Genomic DNA, 17,479 nt, shown 5'->3' with positions numbered 1-17,479 from the left:
TTTATGAGGAATAGATCCGTTCAATGATATCCACCACTTTGAGACCCTCAAGCGCATTTGTGGTTATACTTCCTTCGTTATTTATTACATCAGAAATATTCTCATATATATAATGATGATTTGCAGCAGAGCCCTTATACGGACCATAATCATTTGGAGGATTACTTGGAGGAAGCTCTGGCATGATATAATTTTTAATGTGACAATATTCAACCTCATTCATATATTGACCGCCAACCTTTACAGATCCGTGTTCTGCTATAATCGTGATGGAACTTTCTAAATTTTTATCCCACACGGCTGTAGAATAGCTTAAACTACCCATGCCACCATCTACAAAATCAAAACTTATGAAACCGGAATCCTCAAATTCAGTGCTTTTTTCATGAATAAAATCATTAAATCTGGCTTTTACATTTTTTATATCCCCAAAATACCAATACATCAAATCGATAAAGTGAGAAAACTGAGTAAATAGAGTGCCACCGTCTAATTCTTTTGTTCCATGCCAGGAAGTAGGCTTTCCCGTTTTTTGATCAGGCTTATAGTATCTATCGTCTCTATTCCAATAACAATTGGTTTGTACCATAAAAATTTTACCCAAAACTCCTTCATCAAGAATAGTCTTTAACCAAACAGACGGTGGAGAATATCTATTTTGCATAACACAAAACACCTGTTTGTGCTTTTGAAGAGCCTTAAAAATAATACGTTCACATCCTGCTTTGGTAAGGGCCATTGGTTTTTCAACAACAACGTGGCAACTTTTTTCTAAAACAGCTAGGGCATGTTCTTCATGAAATCCGTTTGGAGACGCAATAGCGACGGCATCAATTGCAATATCTGCAGATAGAAGCTCATCAATTGATGAGAAGAATTTGGCAGAGGAATGAGCATCTATACCTAATGTTTCTTTTGATTTAACATCACACAAAGCGACAAGTTCGAAATGCTCATTACCCTGAATCATACTGGCGTGTCTTTTGCCTATATGTCCACATCCTATAACGGCGAATCTTATTTTTCTATTTATTGCCATTTTATTTTATTCTGGTTACTGTATTATTTTCCAATTTATACTCCTGATTACTTTCCTCACAAATCGCCAAACCTTCTGAGTTAAAATTTAAACGATGTCCATATTCACTTACCCATCCCAATTGCTTTGCAGGGTTGCCAACAACAAGGGCATACGCAGGGACGGTTTTAGTAACTACAGCACCTGCACCAATAAATGCAAATTCTCCTATATCATGACCACAAACAATGGTTGCGTTTGCTCCAATGGATGCCCCACGTCCAACATGTGTTTTTGAATATTGTCCTCGACGATTAATTGCACTGCGGGGATTAACTACGTTAGTAAAGACCATTGACGGCCCCAAAAAAACGTCATCATCACACGTAACTCCCTCATAAATAGATACATTATTTTGTATTTTGACGTTTTTACCTAAAATGACGCCTGGAGAAATAACCACATTTTGACCGATGTTACATTTATCTCCTATCGTACAATTTGACATAATGTGAGAAAAATGCCAAATTTTAACAAGCTCTCCAATTGAAGCTCCTTCATCTACTATGGCTGTGGCATGAACGAAATAATTGCTCTCCATTATTATCTAAAAAAAGTGAGGATATTCTCTATAATTAATTCCTGAACGTCATCTTGCATTTCTGTGTGAATGGGAAATGAAATGACGTCATTACACAACTGTTCAGATATAGGAAAATCTCCTTTTTTATATCCATAAATAGAATAAGCTTCTTGCAAATGAACAGGCACAGGATAGTAAATCATTGTCGGTATTCCTCTCTCTTCCAGATAATACTTGAGTTCGTCTCTTTTACCGTTACTTACTCTGCATGTATATTGATTGAAAACGTGCGTTGAATAAGTTGCACGCACAGGAATAGATAATCCATCTATATTACCTAGTGCAGCATCATATTTTTTTGCCACTTTCTGCCTGGCAAAACTATAATCATTTAAGTATTTGATTTTAACATTTAGGATCGCGGCCTGAATTGTGTCCAAACGCGAATTAACCCCAATAGTTTCATGGTAATACTTTTTCCTTTGACCATGATTAGCAATAATATGCACTTTTTCACCCAACCCTTCATTTTGAGTCAAAAGAGCACCCCCGTCTCCAAAGCAACCTAAATTTTTAGACGGAAAGAAAGATGTAGTTCCTATATCACCTATTGTGCCGGCAAATGATTTTGTTCCATCTGCATATATATATTCCGCCCCCATTGCTTGCGCCGTATCTTCGATAACTGCAATATTGTGCTTCTTAGCTATAGATAGAATTGGTACCATATTGGAACATTGTCCAAAAAGGTGAACAGGAATAATTCCAACGGTTTTCTCTGAAATTAAAGCATCAAGTTGTGTATAATCCAGTTCAAATGTATCTTTTCTCACGTCGATAAATCTCGGGACGAGCCCAAGAAGTGCTATAACTTCGACAGTTGCAATATATGTAAATGCGGGAACGATGACTTCATCCCCAGGCTTAAAGTCAAGAGCCATCATAGCAATTTGTAATGCGTCAGTTCCATTTGCGCAAGTAACTGCTCTCTTAACTTTATTAAAATCTTTCAAACTCTGAATAAACTGCTTTACCTCAGGGCCATTGATGTAGGCGGTAGCTTCTACGGCTTCAATTAATGCTTTATCAATTTCAGGTTTTATCTTTAAATATTGATTTTTTAAATCAACCATTTGTATGGTTTGAGCTGCTTTCATCTTAACTGTTATTCTTATACCAATTCAAAGAAATATCCAAGCCTTCTAATACAGAAAATCCCGGATCATAGCCTACTAAATTTTTTGCTTTCTGAATAGATGCCAAGCTATGCTTCACATCTCCTCTTCTTTCCTCACGATAAGCTGGTTTTATCTCAAGTCCTGTTCTTTCAGCAATTCTATCCCACAATTCATTTAATGTCGTACGCTGTCCAAAAGCAATATTAATCACCTCATTGCTGTTTAGGCCGCTGGTTAACAAAGCTTTTATATTTGCCTGAACTGCATTCTCTACAAAAGTAAAATCCCTGCTTGTCTCCCCATCACCATTTATAAATGGGGCTTCACCTTTCAGTGCTGATTCTATAAAGAGAGGGATTACTGCAGCATAAGGGCCTTTAGGATTCTGACGAGGTCCAAAAACATTAAAATAGCGTAAACCTATTGTATGGAATCCGTAAGTTCTTGAAAAAACGGAAGCGTAAAGCTCGTTTACATATTTAGTCACTGCATAGGGAGATAGAGGATTGCCAATATTTTCTTCCTCCTTAGGCAAAGCGGGATGGTCACCATATGTACTCGAGCTTGCTGCATAAACAAACCCATTGACGCCCTCATCCCTTGCTGCAACTAATATATTCAAGAAACCTGAAATATTTACCTCATTAGAAGTGATTGGATCATTAATTGACCTGGGAACCGAACCAAGCGCTGCCTGATGAGAAACATAATCTATTCCAGCAACTGCCAGTCTGCAGTCTTCAAGACTCCTTATATCACCCTCGACTATTTCAAAAGCTGCATTATCCCTAAACTGCGCTATATTTTCATGTGAACCTGTGGAAAAATTATCTAATATCCTGACTTTCCCGGCACCATGTTTTAAAAGGTATTCCACCAGATTAGAGCCTATAAATCCGGCTCCTCCTGTGATTAAAAAAGATTTACCTGTCAAATCTTCTCGATGGTGTTTAGTTTCGTACATTTTTTTACAATCTTGAATCTACTATGTCTTTATCTAAAAATGCTTTTACATCGTAAATCACACAATTATTACATTTCAATTTAGAAATATCCAGTCGCTTAAACTCATTATGGCTGACAGCCAATATGATCGCGTCATATGTCTGTCTATTAATCACCTCAATTTCGTTGGTAGTCTCCAAACCATATTCATGCATAACTTCATTTGGTTTTGCCCATGGATCAAATACCGTAATATTAGTATTGTATGTCTTTAACTCACTAATAATATCAATAACTTTAGTATTGCGAACATCGGGACAGTTTTCCTTAAAGGTAAAGCCTAAAACTAAAACGTTGGCATTTTTGATTTGAATATCTTTCCTAATCATCAATTTTATGACTTCTTGTGCAACATAAGCACCCATGTCATCATTCAATCGCCGACCTGCCAAAATTATTTCTGGATGATAACCTAGTTCCTGAGCTTTTTGAGCAAGGTAATAAGGATCTACACCAATGCAGTGCCCCCCTACTAAACCTGGCTTAAAGTTCAGGAAGTTCCATTTCGTACCCGCAGCTTCTAATACCTCATGAGTATCAATACCCATTCTATTGAATATTTTACTTAATTCGTTAACAAAAGCGATATTGATGTCACGCTGTGAATTTTCAATCACTTTAGCAGCTTCAGCGACCTTGATGCTACTTGCCTTGTGCGTGCCTGCAGTGATAACCGATTTATATAACTGATCTACGTACTCTGCAATTTCGGGAGTTGAGCCGGAGGTTACCTTCAAAATCTTTGTAACTGTATGTTCTTTATCTCCCGGATTGATTCTCTCAGGAGAATATCCAGCATAAAAGTCAACATTATATTTTAATCCACTAATCTTTTCTAATACCGGAATACATTCATCTTCTGTTACTCCAGGATATACGGTAGACTCGTAAACAACTACATCACCTTTTTTCAAAACCTTCCCAACGGTTTCACTTGCTTTGTAAAGAGGTGTTAAATCCGGGCGATTATTTTTATCTGTTGGAGTTGGAACAGTAACAACAAAAACATTACAGCTTTTCATTTCTTCCAATTGGTTAGTACAGAACAATCCTACTATGGTTGGAGATGAAACCGTAACCTCGATCAATTGATTATTATCTAGTTCCAACGTACGATCAAATCCGCTTCTTAGCTCGTCTATACGAGTCTGATGAATATCGAATCCAATTACGGGATATTTCCTGGCAAAGGCTGCCGCCAAAGGTAACCCGACATACCCTAAGCCAATCACTGCAATTTTTGCATCGGTAATATTTATTTGCATAATTATTTAAAACGTTTTAAAATATCTTTCATAATTGATTTGAAACTCTTATTACTTTTTTGATGATCATCAGAATAATACCCGTAACCATATCCGTAACCGTAACCATATCCGTAACCATATCCGTAACTACCTCCAAGCTTAATCCCGTTCAGAATCAAGTTTAGTCTAGGAAATTTTTTATTTTTATACAAAATATCTAAATGGTTCATTTGATCCTTAAATGTGACACCTTGCCTCACCATATATATTGTCGCATCAACCAAACGCGCTAAAATTTGTGCGTCTGTTACCAATCCAATTGGAGGGGTATCAATTAAAATTTCATCAAAATTATCTTTCAAATAAGCGATCAATTCATCCATCTCTTTATTGATAAGGAGCTCAGATGGATTTGGAGGTACAGGACCGGAATTTATTACAAATAAATTTTTATCTACACCCGAAGGTTGGATTATTGATTTCAAATCAGCCTTACCTATTAGATAATTACTTAAACCTATCTTATTTTCAAGCTCAAGATATTTACTAATCTTTGGTTTTCTTAAATCAAGTTCTAAAATAACTGTTCTACGACCACTTATTGCCAAAGCAGCACCAATATTTGTCGCGACGAAACTCTTGCCCTCTCCCGACATACTGGAGGTAAATAGTGTAACACAGCCACCCTCATTTTTTCGATTTCCATGAATATATTGCATATTAGTCCGGATTGCCCGAAACTGTTCAGCAATAGCCTTTCTGCTATTCGCTTTAACAACTATGGCTTCTGAACCTTCCTCGAAAACAATTTCGCCTAGAATAGGAACGCTAGTTATTTTTTGGATATCACTCGTACCAGTTACCTTATTGTTCAATAAATCTTTGGCATACACGTATCCAACAGGTAATATCAAACCCAAAAGAAAAGCGGCGAGATAAACTGTTTGTCTCTTGGGTTTTATAGGACTTTTAGTCTCAAACGCTTCATCAACAACTCTACTATCCGCGATTGCCGAGGCGAATGCTAAGGCTGTTTCCTCACGCTTTTGCAATAAATATAAGTACAAAGATTCTTTTATAGTTTGTTGTCGCTTAATACTTATAAACTGTCTTTCCTGGCCAGGAATCTCTCGAATTGACCCTTGATATTTTAAATTATTTAATTCTAAAGTTCTCTTCGTATTCAATAATGCTGCTTCAATATTTTTAATGGTGGATCTTATCGCTGCACGTGTGGTTTCAATTTGGGAATTTATTGGATCAAGTAATGGGTTGTTAGGCTGGGTAGTTGCAAGAGTCCGGTCTTTCAATAACTGCAACTCACTCAGTTGACCAATTTGACTGGTCAAAACCTGATCTGAAATACCCATCGTACTCGGAAGTTTTTCACCAGAAGCGTTTGAATTTACATATGTATGAATTCCTTTTAATATACTTAGCTGAAGATCAACTTCATTCAATTTACTATCGTTTTCCTTTACATTTGATAAATATAATGATGCCTCGCTACTAATATCAGTTAAGCTATTACTGCTCTTGAAACCTTCTACATCCTTCTCGATATCATTAAGTTCTCCCCCTATTAACACAACACGTTCATTGATAAACTTTAAAGTGCTCTGAGTTGTTTGGTTTTTGTCTGAAACCGAGGCTTCATTGTAAACTTGAACCAGCGTATTTAATATATCTTTACCCCTTTTTATAACTGTCGCCTGATATCCTAATGTTAAGACGCTTGCATTTTTTGCTTTCTGAATATTTAATTTTGACAGGCAATTATCCGTTACCATTCCTATGTCACTAATTCTTATCTCTAGTTTTATATTTTTAAACTTATTGAAAAATGGTGTTACCTCTATCTTGTAAGTTCCGAAAATATTTCTTTGAAAGCTATTCAATGGCCCTTCAACTCTTTTGTTCGAATTTAAATCTTCTAACATGTAATGCCTAGAGTCAGGGAAGGAAATCTGCAGCTCCCGCCCAAAGAATGAAGGATTTATACTTTCCGTGATGAAGTTGATCGGACGAGCGCCATATAAATCTATATCTAATACTCTTGCTTTTGTTTCATAGGTAACATCAAGATGTAACCGCTCAACTACTTTACGCATTAAGGTTTTAGACTGCAAAATCAAAATCTCATTTTCAAGATTTGTAGAGTTACTAAATGCATCAAGTTCCCCAAGAACGTCTCCGACTTGTCCCCCTTTTTTTTCGTCTTTAATTAATAGAGTTGTAGTAATTTGATAAACACGCTTCGTATACCTTAAATAGATATATGAACCAGCCATGAAGACTGCTATCGATAATGCAAATAGAGGCCAGTAATATAAATATCTATAAAATATTTCCTTAAAATCAGTGTCTTTTTGAAGATCGGAGTTAGTATCGAAAAATTCCGAATTTGGTGAGATATTTGTCATCAATTAAAAGCGGGTTATAATTAATACGGCAATGGAAATTAAAGATAAAGCAACACTTAGGTTTCTATAGTTAGTGTCTACACTAGCATATTTTGCATTGCTCGGCTGAACGTAAACAATATCATTACTTCTTAAATAATAGTAAGGGGATTCAAATAATGTACTATTATTAAGGTTGAACCGAACAAACTTCCTTTTTCCGTCTTCCTCTCTTATCAATAATACGTTTTTTCTCATTGCAGTTATATTCAAATCCCCAGCCATAGTTAATGCTTCTGTAAGCGATATTTGTTCTTGTTGTATCGGAAACACTCCTGGTCGAGCGACATCTCCTAACACAGAAACACGAGAATTTACTATCCGCAAACTAACTATGGGTTCTTTCAAATAATTTTTAAGTTCATTCTGTATAAGTTGGCGAGCTTCAACAACTGTCATTCCTGACACTTTAATAGACCCTATTAAAGGGAGCTGTATATTGCCACTCTGATCCACTAAAAAACCATTAACTCCTCCAGACACAGCATTTCCCGTCTGAGCAGGTGAGGTACTTGCATTACCCATGTTAAAAATAGACGATGCCTCTGCATTCAGGCTACTTACAGTCAAAGCGAGAATATCATCCTTTTGGATTTTTAACACTTGCTGATTAGTTATTTGCTGTAGAAAAATGCTATCGGCAGGTAAATCTGTGAAATACGGTATAGTTTTATATTTCGCCCTACAGGAACTGAAAAGTACTATTAAGGCAAGTAGATAAAATGTATTTTTCATAAGTAATTAGGTAACATATTAAATTTCAGCGAATATACTACATTCTAACATATAACTACAAAAAAGCCCGAATGTAAGTTGAAACTTTAATTATCATTACATCAAAAGTTTACCTTATATTTCTTAGTTTCGTAGTATCGCCGTCAAGTAAATTAATGTAAAGAAAATGCTATTTTTTAATAAGAAATTCAAATCACCCTATTCCGATTTCACTATCATTGGTACTGATATGCATTCCCATTTGATTCCCGGAGTTGACGATGGAGCCAAAGATATAGCTGATAGTATCCAAATTATATCGGGATTAAAGGAACTAGGTTTTTCAAAATTGTATACAACACCCCATACACTTCAGGATATACATCCAAATACCCACGAGAGCTTAAAAAAAGGTCATTCCCTTCTGGATAATCAAATTCCGGAAGGGATAACATTAAATCTTTCTTCAGAGTATTTTTTGGACGAACAATTCCAGCATCAACTAGCTGAAGGCACAGTAATGCCTTTGCCAGGGAACCGACTTCTTGTCGAATTTAGTCAAATCTCGAGACCTCACGATTTGGAAGAAGTGATTTTTGATTTAGGAATTAAGGGCTATCAAGTCGTATTGGCTCATCCAGAAAGATATTTGTTTTTCCACAAACAATTCAACTACTATAGCCGCCTAAAGGAAATGGGTATAGAATTACAGGTAAATGCGCTATCCTTAACCGACCACTATGGCAAACATATCAGGTCGATAGCAGAAAAACTGATCGAAAAAGATATGATTGATTTTATCGGCACTGATATTCATCATGTGAGGCATTTGCCAATTCTTAAGCGTGTACCAGAATCAAAATATTTCGCCCGATTAGTCGATAGTAACCTATTAAAAAACAGGTTTTTGAAAGAATAAACAATTACCTGTTTAGTAATTCTCGCTCCAAACAACTCTTTTAATGTAATCTACGTAACTGATAATAATCCTTACCATTTTGTCGGAAACATTTGGCATGGAGTAATCGGCTACTCTTCTGAAATTTCTTTCAGTGCCTCTTTTCTGATAGTTCAATTGAACCAAAGCCTGCATGATCCGCTCCGGATTCATTCCGACCATCATAACTGATGCTTCTTCCATAGCTTCAGGACGCTCGTGTGCATCACGCAAATTTAATGCAGGAAAATTAAGCGTTGAAGACTCTTCTGATATAGTTCCACTATCTGACAGTACAGCATAAGACTTCATTTGAAGTGCGTTATAGTCATTGAATCCCATAGGTTTAAGGAACTGAATCTCTGATCTCATCTCTATATTCTTTGATTCAATCATATTTCTGGTCCTGGGATGCGTACTAACTATAATTGGATAGCCATACTTCTCAGCTATCAAATTCAGGCTCTTCATCAGGTTTGTGAAGTTCTTCTCGCTACTAATATTCTCTTCCCTATGTGAAGAAACAACAAAGTATTTTTGTTCTTCCAGACTCAACCTATTCAAGATATCAGATCCTTCAATTTGAGGCAGATAATGATTCAATACCTCAAACATAGGCGATCCCGTTTTAATGATTCTATCCGCCGGTAATCCTTCACGCAAAAGGTATTCCCTGGCAATATCGCTATAGGTTAAATTCACATCTGATATATGATCTACAATTTTTCTGTTTGTTTCCTCTGGAACACGTTGATCAAAACATCTGTTGCCCGCCTCCATATGAAATATAGGAATTTGTCGCTTTTTAGCGGGTATAGCACATAAGCACGAATTGGTATCACCCAGTACTAAAAAAGCATCCGGTTGTTCACTAGCCAATAATGGATCAATCTTAATTAGGATTTGCCCCACTGTCTCTGTTGCGCTAGCTCCCGCAGCATTTAAAAAGAAGTCTGGTTTTCTAATAGAAAGGTCATCAAAGAAAATTTGATTCAGTTCATAATCATAATTCTGACCAGTATGCACTATGATGTGTTCAATCGCATCTGAAGCATCAAGCGCTGCCATCACCCTCGCAAGTCTGATGATTTCCGGGCGAGTGCCCACTACTGTCATTACTTTCAATTTTACTTTCATAAATGTTAGTGTCGAATATTTATCTAAACGTTTTCAAAATAGGTGTCGGGATCAGCCGGATCAAAAAATTCATTGATCCAGAAATTTGTATAGAGTTCCTCATCTCCAATATTTTTGATATTATGCGTATACCAAATCGGCATATCGACATACGACGGATTATTACCATCAAGGTAAAAATCCAGTACCTCTTCTGTACCAATGCGTCTCAATTGTATTAAAGCCTTTCCTTTTATTACTGCGAAACGTTCAATTTTACGGGTATGGTAGTGATTCCCTCTTGTTATTCCGGGCACAGTGGTAGAAAATGAAACTTGCCCGCCGACATTCAGACGTATCACCTCAACAAATGCACCTCTCGGGTCAGTATGTTTAACAAACTTAACTGGAAAGTGATTTTTAATGTCCATATAACATCTGAATGTGTTGAAGAGATTTACTTCAAACGCAGATTTTAATTCGGGGATAATTCCTAAATCCTGGTACTCTGATTTATACGTTCCCAGTAACGCTAAAATATCAGAAACCTTCCTCTGATCAGTATGAGCAACGGTCAACAAATTATTGCCCATAGCGCCACGAATCTCTGAAATGATAGATTGCACGAGATCAGTTACATAAATCAATTTAACTTCTCCATCTACATCAATTCTGGGTTGCTCATCATGAGTTAGTTGATGTGAGAATGTAGCAATAAACGAATTATAATAAGGGTTACCGAATGGTCCGAAAACATTAGGGATGATCATTCCTGTAAATTTGCCTCCTGAATGTTTTGCCCATTCAATAAAGAGCTTACGCCCCTCTTTTTTACTTTTACCATATAAATTGTCTCTTTCTTCCTGTGAAGAAGAAGAAAACAAAATATGCGCTTTACTATTACAATTCTCCAGAGACTGAATTAGGTTTTCCACTAATCCGACATTGGTGTCGTAAATTACTTGAGGATCGTTGTGTCGGTTCATTGCAGCCAAATGAACGATCACATCGCATTTTGTTGTGAAATCATCCAATTTAGATTGATCTTCAAAAAAAGATTTATTAAAATCTACCCTTTCAAATTCTTCGGGATAAAGACCTAGCACATGATATAAATGCTGTCCAACAAACCCTTGCTGGCCAGTTATTCCTATTTTTAATTTCATTATTTATATTTCACTTTCCAAAATAGTCTTGGGGATACAGATAATCATCGAATTTCGCATTTTCTATACCATAGTCGGCAAATACAAGCAACTTTGACTCATTTGTTATGGCCTGAACTGAAGTCGCATAACCTAAAGGCACATGAAGCACTTGATTGCTAATTGCGGAGATCGTATATTCTTCAATTGGAAGATCATTATCGGGGGCATCAAAGTTGTCAATTTTGACTGCACGAATCAAAAACTCTCCATTGATGGCATAAAACCATCTTTGCTCAATTTTGTGCGCTCGCCAAGCTCTTATAACCGCGGTATCCCTATTTTGAATCATGTAGAATCTTTTAACTTCAGACATATCGAAATCATTAAGAAAGGTGAGTGTACCTCGGCTGTCGGTATGCTGACCGCCCGGAATCAATGCTGGGTTCAAAGTCATACTATTCTGGGTATTGAACTGAATTTAAATCTCCAAAAACCTCCTTTTTTATTAATGGCAGATTGGAAAGCAATTTCTTCATGCCTTCAACTCCTTGTTGCTCCGTATTGTGAGAATGGTAATCTTCAATTTTCGATATATCAACTTCCCCTACCGAAAAATACTGAGCATAATTTAAATCACGATTATCAGCTGGTATGCGATAAAATTCCCCCATGTCTTCAGCTTTAACCATTTCCTCCCTGGTACATAATGTTTCATACAGCTTTTCACCATGTCGGGTTCCTATGATCTTAACCTCATTATCTGCTTTACACAATTGCTTTAATGCTTCTGCTAAATCTCCAATTGTACCCGCCGGCGCTTTATTCACAAACAAATCTCCTGGATTGGCGTGTTCAAAAGCAAACAATACAAGATCCACAGCATCTTCTAATGACATTAAAAATCGGGTCATGTTAGGATCTGTCACAGTAATGGGTTTATTTTCTTTAATTTGTTTAAGGAACAAGGGGATCACGGAACCTCTAGAAGCCATCACATTCCCATAACGTGTTAAACATACAGTAGTGTCACCCTGAATATTACGCGACGCAGCAATGGCAACTTTTTCCATTAATGCCTTCGATATACCCATTGCATTTATAGGATACGCTGCCTTATCGGTACTTAGACAAATTACTTTTTTTACTTGATTTGCAACCGCAGCGTCGATTGTATTCTGTGTGCCAAAAACATTTGTTTTCGTTGCCTCAAGAGGGAAGAACTCGCAGGATGGCACTTGCTTCAAAGCCGCCGCATGAAACACGTAGTCCACTCCATACATTGCTTTATTGATACTGCTGTAATCTCTGACATCTCCTATATAAAACTTGAGCTTGTCATTTTTCAGTTCGTTACGCATGTCATCCTGCTTTTTTTCGTCTCTTGAAAAAATTCGAATTTCTTTTATATCGGTTTCTAGAAAGCGGTTGAGTACTGCATTTCCAAACGAACCTGTACCTCCAGTAATTAGGAGGGTTTTATCTTTAAACATATATTAATATTCTTTAAGAAGTCAATTTACCATTTATACATGATGCCTATTTTTACATGCAGGTTGTTTGCATCCTGCTTATCATAATTCCAGAAGTAACCAGGATCGATATTGTCTATCCTATACTGGTAATTGAAGGAATGTGTATAGACTAGTTGGGAATTAATTAAAAAATGCCTAGTGTCCCAATTGAATTTCCCGCCAAGCCCCAAATCCGCCCAATGTCTTCGAGGTTCAGAAGTACCACCAAAAGCCCTGTAATACAAAGCATTATTATGCACGCGTCGCTCAACTAATAGTCCGATTGCTTTGAATTTCTTCACCCATGAAACGTTGATAGACTGCATGTTATCTGGACCAATTCCCGCACCAATAATTTGACCCTTATTCGTGTATCCATGTACAACCTCTCCATGTGAATACCAGGTTCCCTGGTTGCGCACACTTTTTGCGCCTGAAGGTTCGAGTTGACTTAATTCAATCCCAACCTGTATGAACTCATCGGCTTTAGATTTGTAAGGCAATAGCTTATTGAAGCCAACAATATACGCCCGTGAATGTTCTGGCTCTACAAAAACATCCCTCAGATTCCAGGAATGATCTTCACGTCCAAACTGGAAATATATCTCCGACATTGACTCAGGCATTACCCACTTCGCAAATAGTGAAAAAATCTGATCTCTTTGAAAACTGTTTTCTACATTGTCTGTCAGGTCATCATTTTCAAATGATTTTTTCCCCAACGCTGAGAACAATGGGAAGTAATCGCTGAAACTATTCCCCATAATCTTACTGTAAGTAGTAAAAGTCCTGTCGAACCCGAGGAATAACCCTGGAACCCATTTTGGCTGATAGCTAAAAACTATTCCCGATAAGTATCTCCAGTCACTACTCTTTAATTTTTGACCTGGGGTAGACTTTAATCCAGAGCCCTCAAGTTTGCCCGCAATAATCTGACTTTCAAACGAGCCTAACCATGTCTTTATTGGTCTTGTTGTGTTTAACGTTATGTGTTTGAATCCAGGGGCATTATTACTCATCAACAACGAATTACGCACACCAGGTCCCCACCATAGGTTTTCATTAGAAACACCTATAGAGACCGGATCAAAATTAAGCCTAACACTGCTTTGTCCCCAGCTTAGTTCATTATATCTCCCTGTTCCAAAGCGTTCAGGAGCATCAATGGTACTATGATAGGACTCTAAAAGTGTTTTAAGCTTGGCTTCGTTGTTGGCTTCAAATGTTTGCATAAAGTATTCATTATATGCATGCACAAACTCTGGACGTAGCTGAATACTTAAAGGACCGATTCGCGCATAAACCCCAGCAGAGGCCATAAGCTGATAACCTTTTGCTGGTATCATCCCAGCATCGTTGATGCCATATGGATGATGAGAATTATATTGTTGTGTAAATACCGCAGGAAGCAGATATATACTTGATTTTATTTGTTCGTTACGCCATAGAAGCTTTCTAAATTCTGATAAGGACGAGTTGTTATCCTCAAAAAACCTGTAATTGTTATTTGTTAAGGGCCTAATCATAAAAGAACTATTCGAAGAATCCTTGCCCAACAGAAATTGCCTTCTGTAAGCATCTTCTAAATCTGGCAATATCCCCACGGGAAGAGTCTGACCAAAAATTGGCGAGGAAAAAACCAAAAGAAGCAATAGAAAAGGTAGTTTCATATTTATAGCTCGCTTAAGTGTTGATAAATTTAGGCAAGGTACAGAAAAGCAGTTAAAAGTCATTATATAAATTTCTAAAACTGCTTCTAAGTCCTATTGTGAGCCATGCTGTACTTGTCGTCGCTATTGCGCTCGTTTCCTTTCTCAAAACACCTCCTAGTTCAAAACGGAGATTGTATTTAGCGTTCATCAAGAAAGCGATCTTCCCCTCTGCGAAATAGAGATCCGTTCCGATACCCTGGCCTATGTAATTTCCATACTCAGAAACATGTGAAAAATAGCTCTTGAATATATCCTTCCCATAATTCAAACCATTTGGATCTACACCATATCGCGCATAAGATACGTTACCCTGAAAGTCAAAGCGCTTATAACTATAATTTACTATAGACAAAAATTCTCTAAAATTTGCGCCGTAAGGGTGTGCAAGAGGTTGGTTATAATGTGCATAATTCGACACCCTATCAAAATGCGCATAGGTATAAGGTCTCGCCATATTAAATTCTACAAGGCAATTCAAGTTAGGAATGTTCGCTAAATTGGATCCCCTAACACCCAACTGCGCGGCCAATTTGTTCGTCCAGAAGCCGTTACCTTTGAAAAATTCTCTGGCAACAAATTCGTCAAACATAAACTGTCCATAAAATGCGGTATTAGCCAGTACTTCATATTTCAGATTTAACCCGAGCCGCATCTTATCAGGTGAACTAAGTGTGTTGGCACTTTCTATAGATCGTAAAAAGGCAAATGGGTGTACATAATTGAAATCAAATCCTCTCTTACCTTCCGGCTCGGCGTCGGCCCATGTTACCGCCTGAAAAAATCCAAGCGACAATCGCTTATTGATATTCCAATCCAGATAATGAATGGCAGCCCACTTTCCTCGGTATCCCAAACGCCTATCGAGTGTAAGACGGGGTGCGCCGGGATCAAACATATATCCAAATATTGTTTGATACTGGACACTACCAAGCGTAGCGCGTACCCTAAGAAACGAATAATTTGAGGCCACATCTGAGAGCAGCATTGATCTGTAACCATCACCAATAAAATTCTTGTCGTATCCCAACGTAAAATTTAAAAATCTGCTTGGAGTGTAGGACAAGAGTACACTGGTATAATTCCAGTCTTTTGTTGTATTATCGAACTTCCCTCCAGACTGCCCAGGGACTACCTGATTAGAATCAATAAATTGGGTTATGTAGCCTGGGAACTTACCTTGATTCTCAAACAAATTTGCGTAAATTGAAAATTTATCACCGACATTAATCCCTGTCTGCAGACCACGAGTGTTCAGGGTCGTATTATTACCATTTTTCCAGTCCCTGCCAATCTGTAAATCAGGCAAAAAATCAATAAAAGCAGTATAATCATCATGAGTTATATTTACCAAATGTTCTTCGAATAACTTCCTTTTAACCCAACTCCGTTTGTTAATTGTGTCTACACCTTGGTTCATCAAATAGCTATATCTCTGCGATAAAATACTGTCATCTGAATAATAGCCTTTAATAGAACTGTGGAATTTATTTGCGGTATCGTATACTGAAGTATTAAGTTTCTGATAGTATTGATGAGAAAATGGAATCAACCTATTGGGTGTTTGTGCCAGAGTTTCTTCCGCACAAACAACTATAATCATAATAGCCAGCCATTTTATGTCAAAGCTCCGAGTCATAGAAAAACCGAATTTATTTAATTTTATCACTTAGGATTAATTTTTAATCAATGTCATTCTGTTCATTATTTTCATGTACGATTCTTGCACTAAATAGTTTGCAAGCATAAAAGCGTGCCCTTTATTACCCATTTCGAACCTGAGAGTCTCGTCAGCAGCTAGACGACTCACATAAGTACAAAAAGCATCCAAATCACCATTCTCACACCAGAATCCAAACCCATTCTCTTGCATAATAGATCCAAGATCCGTATGTACATCTGTCGCAGCTAAAACGGGCATGCTACATTCCATATAAGACAACAATCTTGACGGAAAATTTGGAATGGTAAAATGTTTGTCAAGGAATATAAGTCCCACGTCTGAGCAAAACAATAAATTATCGTAATCATTCTTCGGCAGCCCTTCAATTAATAAGGCATTAGAGGGGCTATATCTTTTAAACCAAGTCTCGACGTATTTATACTCAGTTCCAGATCCAATTATCAGAAAAAATATCAATTTATCATTACAAAATGATGTCATTACCTCTTTTAAAAAAGCAAGCCCTTGAGGTCTCCCCAGATTACCGCCATATAGAAATACGATTGCATCAGCTGGGATATTATACTTTTCTCTTATCTCAATCTGGTTGTCATAAGGAAGCTTCTGTACAATCGGTTCTATACTATTTGGGTTTACTTCAACTACACTCTTATCTATATAAGGATTGTGCGCTAGTAAATAACTTACATTCGCAGGAGACATACATCCAATAAAATCTGAAGCAAGATATAACTGCTTCTCCTTCTTCTTGAAATAATCATACAATAACCCCTTAGGGTTTAACATATCCAAATCAACGGCATTTTGCGGAAAAATATCTTTTAAAAGCAAATAGCTAACTGCGTTATCTCTGCCCTTAATAAAGTTAACAATCTTTGTAAACGTTATTGGAGGCGTTGAATACAGAACTAAATCGAATTTAACGTCTTTAAAATATTTTTTAACTCCCCGTAGAAACTGCCATTCCAACAATAACATACCGAAACCTTTTTCTAACCGATTAGCCTTTTGAAGATTCAAGGTCCTGATTTGTAAAATTGTTACATCTCCCAGTTTCAACAGCGTGGTATTAAGATTGAAACGTCTTTCTAAAGGACAGACCACATAAACTTCATGACCTTCCTTAGCAAACTTTCTCATTAAATCCTGGTATAAACCACGGTCTGT

General features: G+C 37.1%; 15 protein-coding genes. 1 reads left to right on the top strand and 14 read right to left on the bottom strand.

Annotated elements, in window-relative coordinates:
* Position 1: 1 nt before the first annotated feature.
* The 7 genes from R2Q78_RS08705 to R2Q78_RS08675 are packed head-to-tail and all read right to left on the bottom strand — an operon-like array spanning position 2 to position 8,228.
* The gene (locus R2Q78_RS08705; protein ID WP_316790865.1) at positions 2–1,039 is read right to left on the bottom strand and encodes a Gfo/Idh/MocA family oxidoreductase; all 1,038 of its coding nucleotides are present in this window, start codon (positions 1,037–1,039) and stop codon (positions 2–4) included.
* 1 nt (position 1,040) lies between these two features.
* Positions 1,041–1,619: an acyltransferase gene (locus R2Q78_RS08700; RefSeq protein WP_316790864.1), complete on the bottom strand. Its 579-nt coding sequence runs from the start codon at positions 1,617–1,619 to the stop codon at positions 1,041–1,043.
* Between the two features lie 2 nt (positions 1,620–1,621).
* Positions 1,622–2,758, bottom strand: coding sequence for a DegT/DnrJ/EryC1/StrS family aminotransferase (locus R2Q78_RS08695; protein WP_316790862.1), 1,137 nt, complete (start codon positions 2,756–2,758; stop codon positions 1,622–1,624).
* A gap of 1 nt (position 2,759) precedes the next feature.
* Entirely contained in the window at positions 2,760–3,743 is a 984-nt protein-coding gene (locus R2Q78_RS08690; RefSeq protein WP_316790860.1) for an SDR family oxidoreductase, read from the bottom strand.
* Between the two features lie 4 nt (positions 3,744–3,747).
* Entirely contained in the window at positions 3,748–5,049 is a 1,302-nt protein-coding gene (locus tag R2Q78_RS08685) for a nucleotide sugar dehydrogenase (protein WP_316790858.1), read from the bottom strand.
* 2 nt (positions 5,050–5,051) lie between these two features.
* Positions 5,052–7,454 carry a polysaccharide biosynthesis tyrosine autokinase gene (locus tag R2Q78_RS08680; protein WP_316790856.1) on the bottom strand — a complete coding sequence of 801 codons (2,403 nt, stop codon included), beginning with the start codon at positions 7,452–7,454 and terminating at the stop codon, positions 5,052–5,054.
* Between the two features lie 3 nt (positions 7,455–7,457).
* Positions 7,458–8,228, bottom strand: a complete 771-nt coding sequence (locus R2Q78_RS08675) for a polysaccharide biosynthesis/export family protein (RefSeq protein ID WP_316790853.1) — start codon at positions 8,226–8,228, stop codon at positions 7,458–7,460.
* Between the two features lie 166 nt (positions 8,229–8,394).
* On the opposite strand from R2Q78_RS08675, the gene R2Q78_RS08670 reads away from it, so the two are divergent.
* Positions 8,395–9,126, top strand: coding sequence for a tyrosine-protein phosphatase (locus R2Q78_RS08670; RefSeq protein ID WP_316790851.1), 732 nt, complete (start codon positions 8,395–8,397; stop codon positions 9,124–9,126).
* A gap of 12 nt (positions 9,127–9,138) precedes the next feature.
* On the opposite strand, the gene wecB is transcribed toward R2Q78_RS08670, so the two are convergent.
* From wecB to R2Q78_RS08635, 7 genes are all read right to left on the bottom strand, one after another.
* Positions 9,139–10,281, bottom strand: coding sequence for a non-hydrolyzing UDP-N-acetylglucosamine 2-epimerase (gene wecB / locus R2Q78_RS08665; RefSeq protein WP_316790849.1), 1,143 nt, complete (start codon positions 10,279–10,281; stop codon positions 9,139–9,141).
* A gap of 23 nt (positions 10,282–10,304) precedes the next feature.
* Positions 10,305–11,426 carry an NAD-dependent epimerase/dehydratase family protein gene (locus R2Q78_RS08660; protein WP_316790847.1) on the bottom strand — a complete coding sequence of 374 codons (1,122 nt, stop codon included), beginning with the start codon at positions 11,424–11,426 and terminating at the stop codon, positions 10,305–10,307.
* Between the two features lie 10 nt (positions 11,427–11,436).
* Positions 11,437–11,862 carry a WxcM-like domain-containing protein gene (locus R2Q78_RS08655; RefSeq protein ID WP_316790845.1) on the bottom strand — a complete coding sequence of 142 codons (426 nt, stop codon included), beginning with the start codon at positions 11,860–11,862 and terminating at the stop codon, positions 11,437–11,439.
* A 1-nt stretch (position 11,863) separates the two neighbouring features.
* Positions 11,864–12,898 carry a polysaccharide biosynthesis protein gene (locus R2Q78_RS08650; protein WP_316790843.1) on the bottom strand — a complete coding sequence of 345 codons (1,035 nt, stop codon included), beginning with the start codon at positions 12,896–12,898 and terminating at the stop codon, positions 11,864–11,866.
* 26 nt (positions 12,899–12,924) lie between these two features.
* Complete coding sequence (locus tag R2Q78_RS08645) at positions 12,925–14,589, bottom strand: capsule assembly Wzi family protein (protein WP_316790842.1); 1,665 nt, start codon at positions 14,587–14,589, stop codon at positions 12,925–12,927.
* A gap of 52 nt (positions 14,590–14,641) precedes the next feature.
* Complete coding sequence (locus tag R2Q78_RS08640) at positions 14,642–16,231, bottom strand: gliding motility protein RemB (RefSeq protein ID WP_316790840.1); 1,590 nt, start codon at positions 16,229–16,231, stop codon at positions 14,642–14,644.
* Positions 16,232–16,303: 72 nt separating this feature from the next.
* Positions 16,304–17,452: a glycosyltransferase family 4 protein gene (locus R2Q78_RS08635; protein WP_316790837.1), complete on the bottom strand. Its 1,149-nt coding sequence runs from the start codon at positions 17,450–17,452 to the stop codon at positions 16,304–16,306.
* Between the last annotated feature and the right edge of the window lie 27 nt (positions 17,453–17,479).

This window comes from Pedobacter frigoris, assembly GCF_032678645.1.
Classification (GTDB): Bacteria; Bacteroidota; Bacteroidia; order Sphingobacteriales; family Sphingobacteriaceae; genus Pedobacter; species Pedobacter frigoris_A.
The sequence above is the reverse complement of the archived record's forward strand: the minus strand, read 5'-3'. Positions and strand labels throughout refer to the sequence as shown.

Bases quoted from the DNA above. Each gene is read 5' to 3' on its own strand.
- R2Q78_RS08705 (WP_316790865.1), bottom strand. From the start codon at position 1,039: ATGGCAATAAATAGAAAAATAAGATTCGCCGTTATAGGATGTGGACAT.
- R2Q78_RS08700 (WP_316790864.1), bottom strand. From the start codon at position 1,619: ATGGAGAGCAATTATTTCGTTCATGCCACAGCCATAGTAGATGAAGGA.
- R2Q78_RS08695 (WP_316790862.1), bottom strand. From the start codon at position 2,758: ATGAAAGCAGCTCAAACCATACAAATGGTTGATTTAAAAAATCAATAT.
- R2Q78_RS08690 (WP_316790860.1), bottom strand. From the start codon at position 3,743: ATGTACGAAACTAAACACCATCGAGAAGATTTGACAGGTAAATCTTTT.
- R2Q78_RS08685 (WP_316790858.1), bottom strand. From the start codon at position 5,049: ATGCAAATAAATATTACCGATGCAAAAATTGCAGTGATTGGCTTAGGG.
- R2Q78_RS08680 (WP_316790856.1), bottom strand. From the start codon at position 7,454: ATGACAAATATCTCACCAAATTCGGAATTTTTCGATACTAACTCCGAT.
- R2Q78_RS08675 (WP_316790853.1), bottom strand. From the start codon at position 8,228: ATGAAAAATACATTTTATCTACTTGCCTTAATAGTACTTTTCAGTTCC.
- R2Q78_RS08670 (WP_316790851.1), top strand. From the start codon at position 8,395: ATGCTATTTTTTAATAAGAAATTCAAATCACCCTATTCCGATTTCACT.
- wecB (WP_316790849.1), bottom strand. From the start codon at position 10,281: ATGAAAGTAAAATTGAAAGTAATGACAGTAGTGGGCACTCGCCCGGAA.
- R2Q78_RS08660 (WP_316790847.1), bottom strand. From the start codon at position 11,426: ATGAAATTAAAAATAGGAATAACTGGCCAGCAAGGGTTTGTTGGACAG.
- R2Q78_RS08655 (WP_316790845.1), bottom strand. From the start codon at position 11,862: ATGACTTTGAACCCAGCATTGATTCCGGGCGGTCAGCATACCGACAGC.
- R2Q78_RS08650 (WP_316790843.1), bottom strand. From the start codon at position 12,898: ATGTTTAAAGATAAAACCCTCCTAATTACTGGAGGTACAGGTTCGTTT.
- R2Q78_RS08645 (WP_316790842.1), bottom strand. From the start codon at position 14,589: ATGAAACTACCTTTTCTATTGCTTCTTTTGGTTTTTTCCTCGCCAATT.
- R2Q78_RS08640 (WP_316790840.1), bottom strand. From the start codon at position 16,231: ATGATTATAGTTGTTTGTGCGGAAGAAACTCTGGCACAAACACCCAAT.
- R2Q78_RS08635 (WP_316790837.1), bottom strand. From the start codon at position 17,452: ATGAGAAAGTTTGCTAAGGAAGGTCATGAAGTTTATGTGGTCTGTCCT.